This is a genomic window from Myxococcus sp. CA005 (assembly GCF_006518205.1).
GTDB lineage: Bacteria > Myxococcota > Myxococcia > Myxococcales > Myxococcaceae > Myxococcus > Myxococcus xanthus.
This window is the reverse complement of sequence record NZ_SRLV01000102.1, coordinates 14788-28935: the sequence shown is the minus strand read 5'-3', so window position 1 is coordinate 28935 and position 14148 is coordinate 14788. Positions and strand designations below refer to the sequence as shown.

Below are 14148 nucleotides of genomic sequence, written 5' to 3'. Positions count from 1 at the left end.
GCGGTGGAGTGGGGTGGACGACGACGATCGGCTCCGGCGGGGTGCCCATCTGGGGCAGTCCCAGCACCAATGCGGTGAGCGCGAGACCGCCAGCCAGACTGAGGAAGACGACCGTACGGTTCATGAGGCAGGGCTCCTTGCGGAAACAGCGCGGGCCCTCCCTTTACGAACCAGTCGCGCGGAAAGGTCTACCCCTCCGCGCGAAAAGTGTCGGGTGGGTCAATCCGGGATGAGCGCGCCGGCGCAGAAGAAGGGCGAGTTGTTCTCGCCGAACGTCCGCCGATAGAAGGCCTCGTCCGCGGAGCGGAGAGCATCCAGCGTGTCCTGATCCAGCAGCATCGGGCGGCACGACATCCGGCGGGGCAGGTCCGGATTGACGTCGTCGGTGTCCGTCACCTCGCAGGACGAGCCGCCCTCGACGCAGGGCTTGCTGCAGTAGCCCATCGCCGGAGCATTCTCGTTCAGTGATCCATCCTCATTGAGGGCCCGAGGGTAGTCCTGGTCCCGAACGCAAATCAGATCCTCGCAGTTCACGGATCCGAACGAGATGAAGTCCTGCTGGGCCGCGATCTCCCGCTCCAGGATGGGCATGGTTGCGGAGTTGTTGTTGGCCGCCGACTCCTCGGGGGTCGCCTTTCGCACCAGCGCGCACGGCTTGCCAATCTCGCTGGCCACCTCACAGCCACCCAACAGGAGCGCGGCGGACATCATGAGGGCGGTTCGCACGAACATCTTCATGGGACCTCTGACCTCTACAAAGGGGGGATGGGGCACGGGACCTCGGGGCCCGCGAGCCTCGGGAGGGTAGCACAGCCCCCTGGAACACCAACGTCCCCGTACGGCGGTACAGCGGGTGGAATTGTGAAGGAATACCGGAGGGATAGACGGTAACCACGCTTGCTCAGCGCGGTTGATGGTTGGGAATACGACCGATAGGATGTGGAAGCCGAGAGTCGCGCTGAACCCCCGGTGGCAGTTACGCCCCCCTCCCTCACGGAGCCTCCGGATTTGAACCGCCCCAAGTTGCTGCTCGCCCTGTGTCTGGTGCCCGCACTGGCATCCGCCCAGAGCCAGGAAGGCATGGGACTCGACCTCACCGACGAGTCGCAGGCCGAGTCATCGCAGGATGCAGAATCACCCGCGCCTCCTCCGATGGAGGAGGCCACACCGGCCGCGGCGTCCCGCCCCGCGGACGAGCCATTGGAAGCGGATCCGCAGTTGCCGCTGACGGACATCACCCAGGAAGACCGGGTGAAGAGCGTCCAGCGGAAGGTTTACCTCAAGAAGGGCCGCTTCGAGCTGACGCCACTGGTGAGCCTCTCGGTCAACGACCCCTTCTATTCGAAGGTGGGGCTGTCGGTCCGGGGCGCCTACTACCTGGCGGACACGCTGGCTGTCTCCGCCCGGGCCTCGCTGATGCAGGTGGTGCCGTCGGACGACGTGCGCACCGCGAAGCGGACCTTCAACAGCAAGATCTACTACTCGGTGCCCCAGTGGTCCGCGATGGGCGACGTGGAGTGGAGCCCCATCTACGGAAAGGTGGCGTTCCTCAACTCCATCCTCCACTTCGACGGCTACCTGCTAGCGGGCGCGGGCGTGGTGAATACGGAGACCTCGGCGCTGCCGGGGCGAGGCCTCAACCCGGCCGCTGACTTGGGCCTGGGCATGCGCTTCGTGGCTCAGGACTACATCGCCGTCAACGTGGCCCTCATCAACACCTCTTATGTGGATCAGCCCCTGGGTAGCAGCAAGGGCGCCATCCAGAACGTCATGACGCTCAACGCAGGCATCTCGCTGTTCCTGCCGTTCAAGTCGACGGGGAGGGACTCGGAATGAAGCGTTTCTTCCGTGTGCTCCTCGCCCTCTGTCTGACGGCGCCCGTGCTGGGCTTCGCCCAGACCACCGAAGAGGCGGAAGCCGGCGACGTGTCGGAGGTCGACAAGGACCGGCTCGGGCCCTTGCGCGAGCGCGTCCGGCCGGTCTCCGGCCACGTCTTCCTCAAGAAGGGCCGCTTCGAGTTCAGCCCGTCCGCGACGCTGTCGCTGCGCGACGCGTTCTACAGCAAGTACATCTTCGGCGGCACGCTGACGTACCACCCCATGGAGACGTTGGGCGTCAGCCTGCGCGTGGGCTACGCCATCAACACGGTGGCCGGCGCGGCGCAGAAGTGCACGTTCGGGGACGGCGGCGAGGGCTCCACGCGCGGCTGCGTGCCGCCCACGCTCGACGAGCTGGACGGGAACGCGCCGGGGCAGATCAAGCTGCTGGGCGGCGCGGACGTCCAGTGGGCGCCCATCTACGGCAAGGTGTCGCTGCTGGCTGAGACCTTCGTCCACTTCGACCTGTACGGCATCGCGGGCGCCTCGGTGGTTCAGTACCGCGGCCCCGGTGACTCGCTGGGCGCGGAGGCGCAGAACTACCTCACGCCGGGTGCCAACCTGGGCGTTGGTGCGCGCTTCTTCCTCAACCGGTGGATCACGCTGCGCACGGAGCTGCGTGACCTCATCTACGTGGAGAAGGGCACCGAGGTCTCTGGCAACTACCTGCGCAACCAGCTCCTGTTCGAGCTGGGTGTCTCCTTCTTCTTCGGGTCCGAGTCATGATGCGCTCCTTCCGGCTCATCCGCGTCGCCGTCCTCGGGCTGTCGCTCGCGTGGACGGCCCCCACCTACGCGCAGAACTTCGAGGGCCTGGACCTCTCCGGCCAGTCCAAGAAGAAGAAGCGCACCACTCCCAAGAAGAAGCCCACCCGCAAGAGCCGCGCCGACAAGGCGAAGCCCGCGCCGGCGCAGGATGACGACGCGGACGACGATGCCGCCGCTGCTTCCTCCAGCGAGGCGCCCACGAGCGTGTCTCCCGCGGAGACGGCACCCGCGGCGGCCCCTTCCACGCCCGCGCCCACCCCGGCTTCGCCTCCCGCGAACACCGGGAGCATGGGCATGGGCCTGGACCTGACGCAGGAGGCGCCCAAGCCGGCCGCGCCCACCATGTCCTTCGACGCGGTGGACGTCTCCGGCAAGACGGCGGACCGCCAGCGCCTGGACGTGGCCGTCAGCCTCTTCAAGAACGACGAGTACGAAAAGGCCTCCATGGCGGCGCACGAGCTGCTGGAGGATCCGAAGCTGGCGGGCCTGCACACCGAGGCGCGCTACGTGCTGGCCAAGTCGCTCTACCGCATGGGCATGTACCACTCGTCCCTGGGCGAGTTCTCCAAGATCCTCTCCCTGGGCCCGTCCACCAAGTTCTTCAAGACGAGCCTGGAGTGGCTCTTCTTCATCAGCCGCAAGACGAAGAACGAGACGGTCATCCTCGACGAGATTGCCCGTCACGCGAACCAGGAGTTCCCCGAGAAGTACCGCAACGAGTTCCGCTACCTGCTGGCGCGCTACCACTTCGTGCGTGGCCGCGCGCTGGACCAGGTGGGGCAGCCCGAGGAAGCCGACAAGAGCTTCTCGGAAGTGAAGCGGCTGGCGCTGACCATTCCGCGCACCGACCCGTTCTTCCCTCGCGCCAAGTACCTGGAGGGCCTGTCCTTCTTCCGTAACGGCAGCCGTCAGAAGGACGCGGCGGCCAAGCGCGCCAACGGGGAGATGCTGGCCGCCATCGAGGCGATGAAGGAAGTCGTCCGCCTCACGCGTCCGGCGCCGGGCAAGACGGCGGACCAGGCGAAGCTGGACAAGTCGCTGCGTGAGCTGGCCTTCATGCAGCTGGCCCGCACGCACTACGGCATGCAGCAGAACCGCTTCGCGCTCTTCTACCTGGGCAAGGTCGAGCGCGGAAACACCCAGTGGCTGGAGGCCCTCTTCGAGTCCAGCTGGGCCAACTACCGCGTGGGCCAGTACGAGCAGGCGCTGGGCAGCCTCATCACCCTGTCGTCGCCCTTCTTCCGCGAGGAGTACTTCCCGGAGGCGCTCATCCTGAAGGCGGTCATCTACTACGAGAACTGCCGCTACCGGGAGTCCAACATCATCCTCCAGGACTTCGAGCGCACCTACCTGCCCGTGCACGACCAGTTGGAGGCGCTGGTGAAGAAGAACATGGAGGCCAGCGAGTACTACTCGGTGCTGTCCGACGTGCAGAAGAAGAACAAGGACGGCCTGGAGAAGAACGAGACGGACATCATCCTGGAGCGCATCCTCCGGCTGGCCCTGACGGACCAGGACCTGCGCAAGACGAACGACTCCATCCTCGAGCTGGAGGCGGAGATGGATGCCTTCGCGAACCGGGCGGACACCTTCAAGTACTCCGAGCTGAGCAAGTCCCTGCTGGAGGGGCTCAAGGTGCAGCGCACGGCGCTCATCTCCAAGGCCGGCATCATGGCCAAGGGCAAGCTGGAGACGGAGCTGGTGGCGCTCAAACAGCTCCTGGCCAACGGCCTGCGCATCAAGTTCGAGACGACCACCAAGGAGAAGGAGTTCCTGGAGGAGCAGCTCAAGGCGGGCGGCCGCACGGCCATCGTCAAGAAGTACAAGTACTCCGTCGCCGTGCAGGACGACCAGCTCTACTGGCCGTACGAGGGCGAGTACTGGCGTGACGAGCTGGGCACCTACCAGTACACGATGACCAAGGGCTGCATCGAGCGCGACACCGCGAACCGGAAAGTCCAGTCCGCCGAGGCGATGTAAAGCCCTTCGGACCCGGGACTTCTCCCCCATTCGAGCCGCCGGGGCGCTATCTTCGCGCTCCGGCGGTTTTTCTTTTTTCAGCAAAGGGGCAACTGGTGGTGCGGCGGGCGGCGTCACTCCGTGTCGTCTTCGGAATCGTGGCGCTGGACCTCATCGGGTTCGGCATCCTGATTCCCCAGTTGGGGGTGTACGGCGTGCGGTTCGGTGCCTCGCCCTTCACGGTGGGGTTGCTCATCTCCGTCTTCTCGCTGATGCAGCTGGTGTCGGCCCCGATACTGGGCCGGCTCAGCGACCGGTACGGCCGCCGGCCGGTGCTGCTGGTGAGCCAGGTGGGCTCGCTGCTGGCGTACCTACTGTTCGCCTTCGCGCAGTCTCTGCCGCTGCTCTTCCTGGCGCGTGTCATCGACGGCATCTCCGGTGGCAACATCTCCACCGCACAGGCCGTGGTGGCGGACATCACCACGCCGAAGGACAGGGCGCGGGGTATGGGAGTCATTGGCGCGGCCTTCGGGCTGGGCTTCGTGCTGGGACCGGCGCTGGGCGGCTTCCTGGGCGCCTGGGGTGGCAACCTCGCCATCGGTCTGTTCGCGGCGGGGCTGGTGGCCATCAACCTGACGGGCACGTACTTCTACCTGCCGGAGACGCGGGTGGAGGGGCGCCCGGGGGAAGGGCACGCGCGCACGCTGAAGGGCGCCACGCTGGCCATGAGCCTGCCCGTGGTGGGGCGCTGCCTGGTGCTGATGCTGGTGTTCACCACCGCCTTCGCGCAGATGGAAGGCACCTTCTCCGTCTACCTGCTGACGCGCTTCCTGTCGTCCGGGCCGGTGCCGCTCCAGGAAGGCGGGCTGTTCCTCCGGGCGGCGGTGACGGACCTGGACGTGCTGCGCGAGGCCAGCCTGCGCTCCGGTTGGCTCTTCGCGGCGATTGGGGTGATTTCCGCGGGGGTGCAGGGCGGCCTGGTTCGCCGGCTGACGGGTGGGCCCGGGAGCGCGCCAGGGCGCGAGGCGCTGCTGGCCACGGTGGGCTTCGGACTGACGGCGGCGGGGCTGGCCCTGTTGCCCGTAGCGCCGGATTATGCGTGGCTGTTCCCGGTGATGGGGTTGTTGGCGGTGGGGTCGGCGCTGGTGACACCGTGTCTGTCCGCCCTGGTATCTCTGCATGCCCCGCCGGAGCGGCTGGGGGCGGTGCTGGGGGCGTACCAGGCCTTCGGCTCGCTGGGGCGGATTCTGGGGCCGGCGCTGGGGGGCTGGCTCTTCACCCGGCTGGGGCCCGCGGCCCCGTACGGGACGGCGGCGGGCATGGTGGCGATGGCGGGGCTCCTGGGATTGTCCCTGGTGGCCCAGACGAGAATGGCAGGCGCGGGGGCCGAGCAAAGGTCCTAAGATGGAGGACATGGTGGGGACGCAGCCGCAGCCAGTGACGATTGCCTTCGATGTCATGGGAACGGACCACGGCCCGGCCGAGGTGGTCCGGGGAGCGGCGATGCTGTCGCTCGAGTCCCCCCACATCCACACGCTCCTGGTGGGGGACCGCACCCTCATCGACGACGCGCTGGCGGAGACGAAGCACAACGGCGAGCGCATCTCCGTGCAGCACGCGGCGGACTTCATCGGCATGGACGAGAAGCCAGGCGAGGCGCTGGCGCGCAAGCCGAACGCGTCCGTGGCGGTGGCCGCGCGGCTGGTGGCGGAGGGCGAGGCGCAGGCGCTGGTGTCCGCGGGCAACACGGGCGCGGGCGTGCTGGCGTGTGCCCGGCACTTCCAGCTCATTCCCGGCGTGCGGCGCGCGGCGCTGGCCACGGTGTACCCGACGCGCTCGGTGCGCGGCGCGAAGGGGGACCCGTTCTCCCTCATCCTGGACGTGGGCGCCACGGTGGAGGCCACCGCGGATGACCTGGTGACGTTCGCGGTGATGGGCTCCGCCTACGCGCGCATCATCTCCCAGAACGAGCGCCCCAAGGTGGCGCTCCTGTCCAACGGCATCGAGCCGCAGAAGGGCCCGCCCCGCGTGGTGGAGGCCCATGCCCGCCTGTCGGAGATGAAGGACATCCACTTCATCGGCAACGTGGAGGGCATCGACATCCCGAAGGGCACCGCGGACGTCATCGTCACCGACGGCTTCGTGGGCAACGTCTGCCTGAAGATGCTGGAGGGCGTCCACGACACGGTGGTGGAGCTGGCCCAGTACGCCTACAAGGAGAGCCTGCGGTGGCGCGCGGGGCTCGCGATGCTGTCCAGCGGCATCCAGCGCATCAAGGACATCACCGACTGGAACCAGTACGGCGGGGCCCCCATCCTGGGGTTCGATAAAATCTTCATCAAGGCACACGGGCGTTCGAAGTCGTGGGCCATCGCCAACGCGGGCAAGGTCGCGGCGAAGGTGGTGTCGAACAACCTGGGCGCCGCCATCCGGGAAGGCCTGAAGAAGTGAGCTTGCCGGACCGCATCGACCCACGTCCGCCCCGGCGCATCTACCGCTGGGATTTGGACAAGACGTACCTCCAGACGGAGTTCGACTCGCTCCGTGACCTGGTGCGGACGGCATTCCAGAAGGCCCACCAGAAGGTGGCCGTGCCGGGCGCCAGCGCGCTCATCCGCGAGCTGTCGGAGAACGGGGACTCGCGGCTGTGCATCGTCTCCGGCAGTCCGAAGCAGATGCGGGCCGTGCTGGAGGAGAAGCTCAAGCTGGACGGCGTGCGGTGGGACGAGTTCGTCCTCAAGGACAACGTGGGCAACCTGCTGCGCGGCCGTTTTCGGGCCCTGCGCGGGCAGGTGGGCTACAAGCTGCCCGCGATTCTTGAGAGCCGGGTGCATGCGCCGGTGGAGGCGGAGGAAGTCCTCTTCGGTGACGACGCGGAGGCGGACGCGTTCATCTATTCGCTCTTCGCGGACCTGGTGGCGGGCCGCGTGGACGAGCGCGTGTTGTCGCAGGTGCTGGAGGCGGGCGGGGTGTACCCGGACGACGCGCTGCGGGTGCGCGAGGCGTGGAAGAAGATTCCGGTGGGCGACCCGGTGCGCCGCATCTTCATCCACCTGGACAGGCTGACGCCCCCCGCGCACTTCACGCCCTACGGACCGCGCGTGGTGCCCATCTTCAACTACTTCCAGGCCGCGCTGGTGCTGCTGGCGGACGGCCACCTGACGGCACCGCAGGTGCTGAAAATCGCAGTGGAGATGGTGCAGACGGCGGGCCACAACATCATCACCCTGTCCAACTCGTTCCAGGACCTGCTGCGGCGCGGGCTGCCGCTCCAGCAGGCGGCGGTGGCGCTGTCCCAGGCACTGGAGGGGCCCAACAAGCTGCTCGCGGCGATGCGGCCCATGCCGGACATCCTGGCCGCCTTCAGCAAGCGCCTGGCCGCGCTGGGCACGCCGCCGCCCCCCCCGCCGGTGCAGGCGGTGGACTATGTCTCCCTCATCCACCACGCGCTGCCCCGGAACCACAAGGGGCGCACCAAGCCGCAGTAGGGGCAGGCCGCTCGGCTGCCCCCCGGGTGGGCCTGCGTTCCCCTCGCGGGCCGGCCCCAGAACGTTTCCGGCGGACGCTGTGTTGATACAGGACACAGGCCCGCGGCCCCCACGCTTCGCGCGTGCCCTGTCCCCTGGTTGGGAGCAGGAAAGCGGGCGGGGGAGCCCGCTGCCCGGTGACATCCGACAACAATGTCGTCCATCGCTACTCCCTACCCGGAGGATGCGGTATAGACGGCAGGCCTACAAGCGCCCCGATGGGGTGTCCCTGGCTGATGACGCGAGATTTGACTGAGACGCCGCCTGCCGGCGGTCTGCTGCCACCTGCGCCCGAGAATGACGCGCGCGAGGTTGCCTCTTCCGAGGCGGCAGGGACTTCCGAGCGCGGCGAACAAGAGGTTCCCATGAACTCCCAACTGGAGCTGTCGGCGCACCCCGAAGAGGACAGCGCCTCCAAGCCCGTGGCCGCCGACGAGCAGGCCCCCGCTGAAATCCCCTCGATACAGGTCGCCACCCCCGCCGAGCCGCCTCCGGCCCCCGCTGACGCGGATGCCGAGGACGACGACGACGATGAGGAAGATGACGACGAGGTAGACCCGGCCGAGTCGGGCCTGGACGACGCCGTCCTGGGCGCCGCCGAGGCCGCGCTGGCCGCCGCCGAGGCCGAGGACGCCGCCGAGGCCCGGGGCGAGGACGCCGAGGAAGTCCCCATCGTCCTGGAGCCCGAACCGGAGCCGACGCCCGATGAGCGCGCGCTGCACGCGCCCCATGTCCGGCCCAGCGGCGAGCCGGCGGAAATCGACCCCGATGAGCTGGACCCGGACGCCCTCAAGGTGGTGCTCCGCCTGCACCAGCACGGCCATCAGGCGTACATGGTGGGCGGCTGCGTGCGTGACCTGCTGCTGGGGCGCAAGCCGAAGGACTTCGACATCGCCACCAGCGCGACGCCGAACGAGGTGCGCGGCATCTTCCGCAACTGCCGCCTGATTGGCCGGCGCTTCCGGCTGGCGCACGTCTACTTCAAAGGCGGGAAGATCATCGAGGTCTCCACCTTCCGTGCGAATCCGACGGAGCTGGAGCACGCGGCCAACGGCGGTGAGGATGAGGGGGACGGTGAGGACCTGCTCATCACCCACGACAACGTCTTCGGCACCGCGCAGCAGGACGCGCGCCGCCGTGACTTCACCATCAACGGCCTGTTCTACGACGTGGCCGAAGGGCGGGTCATCGATTACGTCCGGGGCCGCCGTGACCTGGATGAGCGCTTCATCCGCACCATTGGCGACCCGGAAGTGCGCATGCGCGAGGACCCGGTGCGCATCCTGCGCGCGGTGCGCTTCGCGGCGAAGCTGGGCCTGGACATCGAGTCGCGGACGTACGCGGCCATGGAAGGCGCGGTGGAGGACCTGCCCCGCTGCGCGCCCGCGCGCCTGCTGGAGGAGACGTTCCGCCTCATCCGCGGCGGTGTGTCCGCGCCGGCGCTGAAGCTGCTGGACGCGCTGGACGCGCTCAAAATCCTCCTGCCGCCCGTCAACGCGTACCTCAAGCAGCACGGCAAGGAAGGGGAGAAGACGTTCTACGCCTTCGCGGAGTCGCTGGACCGGCGCGTGTCCGCGGGCGAGGCGCTGGACGACGCCATCCTCCTGGCGATGTTGCTGATTCCCATCAGCCGCTCGACGGGGCCCGAGGAGTCGCAGGAGGGCCGCCCGTCCGTGTCGCAGGTGGTGGAAGACCTGCTCGCGGGCTTCGTCCAGTCCGCGCGTCTACCGCGCCGCATCGCCGAGCGTTGCCGCATGCTGCTGCTGGCCCAGCGCACCCTGTCCGGTGAGCGCCGTCGTCGCAGCGCGGCCTTCAAGCGGCACCCGCTCTTCAGCGAGGCCCTCACCGTGTTCGAGATGACGGTGGAGGCCACGGGCGAGAATCGCGAGCAGTTGGAGGCGTGGAAGGCCGGCGAGGTGCCGCAGCCGCGTGCCGCCGCCGCGGACGGCGAGGAGTCCGACGCGGGAGGCCAGCGCAAGCGCCGCCGCCGCCGCCGCCGCCGCCGTCCCTCGGCGAACGGCTCGTCCGGTGAGAGCGCCGATTCGTCCTCCGAGTCGGGCGACGCCTGACTCGAGGTCGCGTCCGTGATGTGAGGGCACCGGCTCGTCTTCCGGGGCGGGCGCTGCCTGAGTCGAAGTCCCTTCCGTGAGGTGTGGGGCCGCTCCGCGAACGGGCGTGAGGCCCCACCCTTACCGGGGCCCTCAGTCCTTGGGCCCGCCCTTGTCCACCGGGCGCTCGGAGCGGTGTTCGGCGCTGTCGGTGGCCTCGCTGCCGGCGATGTCCGCGGTGGTGATGGCCTTGCTGCCAAACCGCTCGGCAATCTTGTCCAGCGCCGCGTTCAGCTTCGCGGTGCGCGGCGCGGCGGCGGGGAAGAGGCCCAACTGGGGCGGCTCCTCGTCCAACTGCACGCTGACGCCGGTGAGCCGCAGCGGCTTGCCCTGGTGCGACTTGTCCAGCAGCTCCAGCGCCGCGCGGTAGAGCGTCTGCCCGTCATCCGTGGCCTCGCGCAGCGTGGTTCGACGGGTGATGAGTGTGAAGTCCGCGAACTTCAATTTGAGCTGCACCACGCGGCCCTTCAGCGCCGCCCGCCGCAGCCGCCGGGCCACGCGCAGGGCCTGGGCGTGGACGTGCGGCTTGAGCGCGTCCACCCCCACGAGGTCTTCGTCGAAGGTGTCCTCCGCGCCCACGCTCTTGGCGGCCCGGTCCGGCACCACCTCGCGCGTGTCGATGCCCTGGGACAGCTCCCACAGGTGCCGTCCGCTGGAGCCCAGCCTGTCTTCCAGCCACTCCAAATCCCGGGACGCCACGTCGCCAATCGTCTTCAACCCGGCGAGCCGGAGCGCCTCCTCCGTCTTCGGCCCCACGCCCCACAGGCGCGACACCGGCAGGCCCGCGAGGAAGGCCACCGTCTCCTCGGCGCGCACCTCCCGCTGGCCATTGGGCTTGGCGAGGTCGGAGGCAATCTTCGCCACGAACTTCGCCGTGGCCACGCCCGCGGAGGCGGGGAGGTTCAACTCGTCGGCAATCTCCTTGCGGATGCGCCGGGCGATGTCCGCGGGCGTGCCGAAGAGGCCCACCGACGCCGTCACGTCCAGGAAGGCCTCGTCGAGCGACAGCGGCTCGATGAGCGGCGTGTAGCGTTCGAAGATGGCGAACACCTGCTCACTGGCCTCGGCATAGGCGGCGAAGCGGGGCTTCACGACGAGCGCATGGGGCGCGGCCTTCGTCGCACGGGCCATGGGCATGGCGCTGCGCACGCCGAACGGGCGCACCTCGTAGGAGGCGGCGACCACGACACCGCGCTGGGCATGCCCGCCCACGATGAGCGGCTTGCCCCGCAGGGCCGGGTTGTCCCGCTGCTCCACGGATGCATAGAAGGCATCCATGTCCACATGGATGATGGCTCGCATGGTGTGAGTCACTTTAACGGGGCACTCTGACGCCTGGCGGATACGGATATGAAGAGCCTGACGGAGTACCTGTGGTTCGAGACACCTCGGCGGCGGGAGTTGGTCCGTCTCACCGACACCGTGACGGCCCTGGTGCGCAAGAGTGGCATCCAGGAGGGAATGGTCCTCGTCTCCGCCATGCACATCACCGCGGGCGTCTTCGTCAATGACGACGAGCCCGGTCTCCATGAAGACATCTGGGAGTGGCTCCAGCACCTGGCGCCCGCCGGTCCCGACTACCGCCACCACCGCACGGGCGAGGACAACGGCGACGCCCACCTCAAGTCACTGCTGGTCCACCACCAGGTCATCATCCCCGTCACGGGCGGGAAGCTGGACCTGGGGCCCTGGCAGCAGGTGTTCTACGCCGAGTTCGACGGCCAGCGCCGAAAGCGCGTCATCGTCAAGGTGATGGGCGAATAGTGGAAAGCCCTCAGTCCCGCTGCTCACCGCGGGGCAGGGGCAGGCCGCGCCGCTCCAGTTCCGCGCGCAGCTCCGGGGGCAGGGGGCTGTGGACCGTCATGTTCCGCCGCGTCTGTGGGTGCGTCAGGCCCAGGGAGCGGGCGTGCAGGAAGAAGCGGCCCAGTTCTGGGGCCTCTCGTCCGCCGTAGAGGCTGTCGCCGACGATGGGGGCGCCAATGCCCGCGAGGTGCGCGCGCACCTGGTGCAGCACGCCGGTGAGAATCTTCACCTCCACCACGCTGAACTCACCCGAGCGCGATAGCACGGTGAACTTCGACACCGCGTCCCGGGCGTCCTCGGCCCCGTAGGGCGCGGGCTCCACGCGGTCCGGATGCCGGGGGTGGTGACGCAGGGGCAGGTCGATGTCGCCCTCGTCCGTCAGTGGCCCTGTCACCAGCGCCAGGTAGCGCTTGTCCACGGCGCGGCTGCCAAAGGCCTCGCGCACGGCGTTCCACGCGTCCCGCGTCCGCGCGGCCACGACGACGCCAGAGGTCTCCACGTCCAGCCGGTGGCACAGGCCGCCCTCGCGCGCGTCCAGCGAGGCCAGAGCGCATTCGGGATAGCGGGCCACCAGCGCGTTGGCCACCGTGCCCGTTTCTCCGGACTGCAGGGGGTGGGACGGCCGGCCCGCGGGCTTGTCCACGAACACGAGCGAGTCGTCCTCGTGCAGCACGGTGAGCGGGAAGTCCGCGTCGGGCACGGCCTCGCGGGACTCTTCTTCCACCTCGACGGCGATGTGCTGCCCGGCGGTGAGCGTGAGGCCCTTCTTCGCGGGGCGGCCATTCACCTTCACCGCGCCCGCCTCGAAGAGGCGCTTGAGCCGCGCGCGAGACAGGCCCAGCGCTTCACCAATGAAGAGGTCCACCCGCTGGCCCGCCTTGTCGGCGTCCACGGTGAGGGTGTGCAGCTTGGAGGGATTCACTCGGACAGGGCCTCGTAGACTTCCTCGGCCGTCTGGAACCGGTCGTCCGGCTCCTTGCGGATGAGGCGGTGGGCGACGCGCGCGAGCTGCGGGTCCCCATGAAGGTTCAGCGCCAGCACGGGGGGCGGCTCCGTCTCCAGCACCTGGCGCCAGAGCTCGTGCGGCGTCTTCGCGTCGAAGGGGGGCCGCCCGCTGAGCAGCTCATAGAGGATGACCCCCAGGCTGTACAGGTCGGCGCGTCCATCCAGGGGCTCGCCCAGAATCTGCTCCGGCGCCATGTACCGGTAGGTGCCCACCAGCTTGCCGGCCTCGGTGATGGCCGCGTCGTCCGCCAGGAACTTGGCGAGCCCGAAGTCCATCAGCCGGACCTGCCGGTCATCGTCCACCATGATGTTGGACGGCTTGAGGTCGCGGTGAACCAGGCCGTGGCCGTGGATGTAGGCCAGGGCTTCGCAAATCTGGAGCATGGCGTCCTTGAGACGTCCCATGCGTTCGGGCCGGTTGAGGTCCTCTTCGCGGACCACGCGCCCCGGCTCCTCCTCGGGCTCCGCGGGGCGCGGCATGGGGGGCGGCAGGTCGAAGCCCTCCAGCGAATCATCCGAGCCGATGCCCACGTGCGGGCTGGCACTGGAGGCGAAGCTCTCGAGGTCCTCGCTGGGTGCCTCCTCCGCGAAGGCCTCCAGGCCGAAGGTGCCGTCAAACGGGCTGTCCTCCGAGTCATCCATCGAATCGGAGAAGCTCCGGCTCAAGGGGCCGAAGTCGTCGTCCGCGGTCCGGAGGACGGACAAGGGGCTGCGCGGCGTGTGGCTGCCCGGAGGGGTTTGCCGGTCGCCGCTGCTCAGGTCGAGGTAGTGGCGGAGGGTGAGGCCCTCGATGAGCTCCATGGCCAGGTACGGCACTCCCTGGTGCACGCCGGACTCGAACACCTTCACGACGTTGGGGTGAGACAGGTCCACGAGTGTGTCGAACTCACGGGCGAGTCTGCGCGCGGCACGAGCATCCCGCGCGGGGCCGGCTGAAAGCAGCTTCAGCGCGACCTCGTCGGTGGTGCGGCGGTCCAGGGCCCGATAAACGGTTCCTGCCCCGCCACTGCCAAGCGTCTCCAGAACGCGGTAGGGACCGATGACCTTCAGGGGCATGGGATGTCGAAATCCTACGGACCACGTCACGTCAGGGTCAACGTTG

General features: G+C 68.7%; 12 protein-coding genes. 8 read left to right on the top strand and 4 right to left on the bottom strand.

What is annotated here, in order from left to right:
* Positions 1-219: 219 nt before the first annotated feature.
* Positions 220-732 carry an adventurous gliding motility lipoprotein CglC gene (cglC, locus tag FMQ63_RS31810; RefSeq protein WP_225909971.1) on the bottom strand — a complete coding sequence of 171 codons (513 nt, stop codon included), beginning with the start codon at positions 730-732 and terminating at the stop codon, positions 220-222.
* A 276-nt stretch (positions 733-1008) separates the two neighbouring features.
* On the opposite strand from cglC, the gene FMQ63_RS31805 reads away from it, so the two are divergent.
* The 7 genes from FMQ63_RS31805 to pcnB all read left to right on the top strand — a co-directional run bounded on the left by FMQ63_RS31805 (position 1009) and on the right by pcnB (position 10199).
* Complete coding sequence (locus FMQ63_RS31805; RefSeq protein ID WP_011552609.1) at positions 1009-1836, top strand: outer membrane beta-barrel domain-containing protein; 828 nt, start codon at positions 1009-1011, stop codon at positions 1834-1836.
* Complete coding sequence (locus tag FMQ63_RS31800; protein WP_011552610.1) at positions 1833-2603, top strand: outer membrane beta-barrel domain-containing protein; 771 nt, start codon at positions 1833-1835, stop codon at positions 2601-2603. Before FMQ63_RS31805 ends, FMQ63_RS31800 begins: the two co-directional genes overlap by 4 nt.
* Entirely contained in the window at positions 2600-4624 is a 2025-nt protein-coding gene (gene gltC, locus FMQ63_RS31795) for an adventurous gliding motility protein GltC (protein WP_020477632.1), read from the top strand. The genes FMQ63_RS31800 and gltC overlap by 4 nt, the downstream gene beginning before the upstream one ends.
* Positions 4625-4719: 95 nt before the next feature.
* Complete coding sequence (locus FMQ63_RS31790) at positions 4720-6006, top strand: MFS transporter (protein WP_020477633.1); 1287 nt, start codon at positions 4720-4722, stop codon at positions 6004-6006.
* 1 nt (position 6007) lies between these two features.
* A complete protein-coding gene (plsX, locus tag FMQ63_RS31785; RefSeq protein WP_171452253.1) occupies positions 6008-7054 on the top strand; it encodes a phosphate acyltransferase PlsX in 1047 nt (348 codons plus the stop codon).
* Positions 7051-8091, top strand: a complete 1041-nt coding sequence (locus FMQ63_RS31780) for a phosphatase domain-containing protein (RefSeq protein ID WP_011552614.1) — start codon at positions 7051-7053, stop codon at positions 8089-8091. The genes plsX and FMQ63_RS31780 overlap by 4 nt, the downstream gene beginning before the upstream one ends.
* Before the next feature lie 404 nt (positions 8092-8495).
* Entirely contained in the window at positions 8496-10199 is a 1704-nt protein-coding gene (pcnB, locus tag FMQ63_RS31775) for a polynucleotide adenylyltransferase PcnB (protein WP_020477634.1), read from the top strand.
* A gap of 132 nt (positions 10200-10331) precedes the next feature.
* Here pcnB and dinB read toward each other — a convergent pair whose 3' ends face one another.
* Positions 10332-11540 carry a DNA polymerase IV gene (dinB, locus tag FMQ63_RS31770; protein WP_043612266.1) on the bottom strand — a complete coding sequence of 403 codons (1209 nt, stop codon included), beginning with the start codon at positions 11538-11540 and terminating at the stop codon, positions 10332-10334.
* Positions 11541-11588: 48 nt separating this feature from the next.
* Between dinB and FMQ63_RS31765 the strand changes: the two genes are divergently transcribed.
* On the top strand, positions 11589-12002 hold the full coding sequence (locus tag FMQ63_RS31765) for a secondary thiamine-phosphate synthase enzyme YjbQ (protein WP_011552617.1): 414 nt from the start codon (positions 11589-11591) through the stop codon (positions 12000-12002).
* A gap of 10 nt (positions 12003-12012) precedes the next feature.
* Here FMQ63_RS31765 and FMQ63_RS31760 read toward each other — a convergent pair whose 3' ends face one another.
* Both FMQ63_RS31760 and FMQ63_RS31755 read right to left on the bottom strand, forming a co-directional pair.
* Positions 12013-12963 (bottom strand): RluA family pseudouridine synthase, encoded by a 951-nt coding sequence (locus FMQ63_RS31760; protein WP_011552618.1) that lies wholly within the window; start codon positions 12961-12963, stop codon positions 12013-12015.
* Positions 12960-14102, bottom strand: a complete 1143-nt coding sequence (locus FMQ63_RS31755; RefSeq protein ID WP_011552619.1) for a serine/threonine-protein kinase — start codon at positions 14100-14102, stop codon at positions 12960-12962. Before FMQ63_RS31755 ends, FMQ63_RS31760 begins: the two co-directional genes overlap by 4 nt.
* Positions 14103-14148 lie beyond the last annotated feature (46 nt).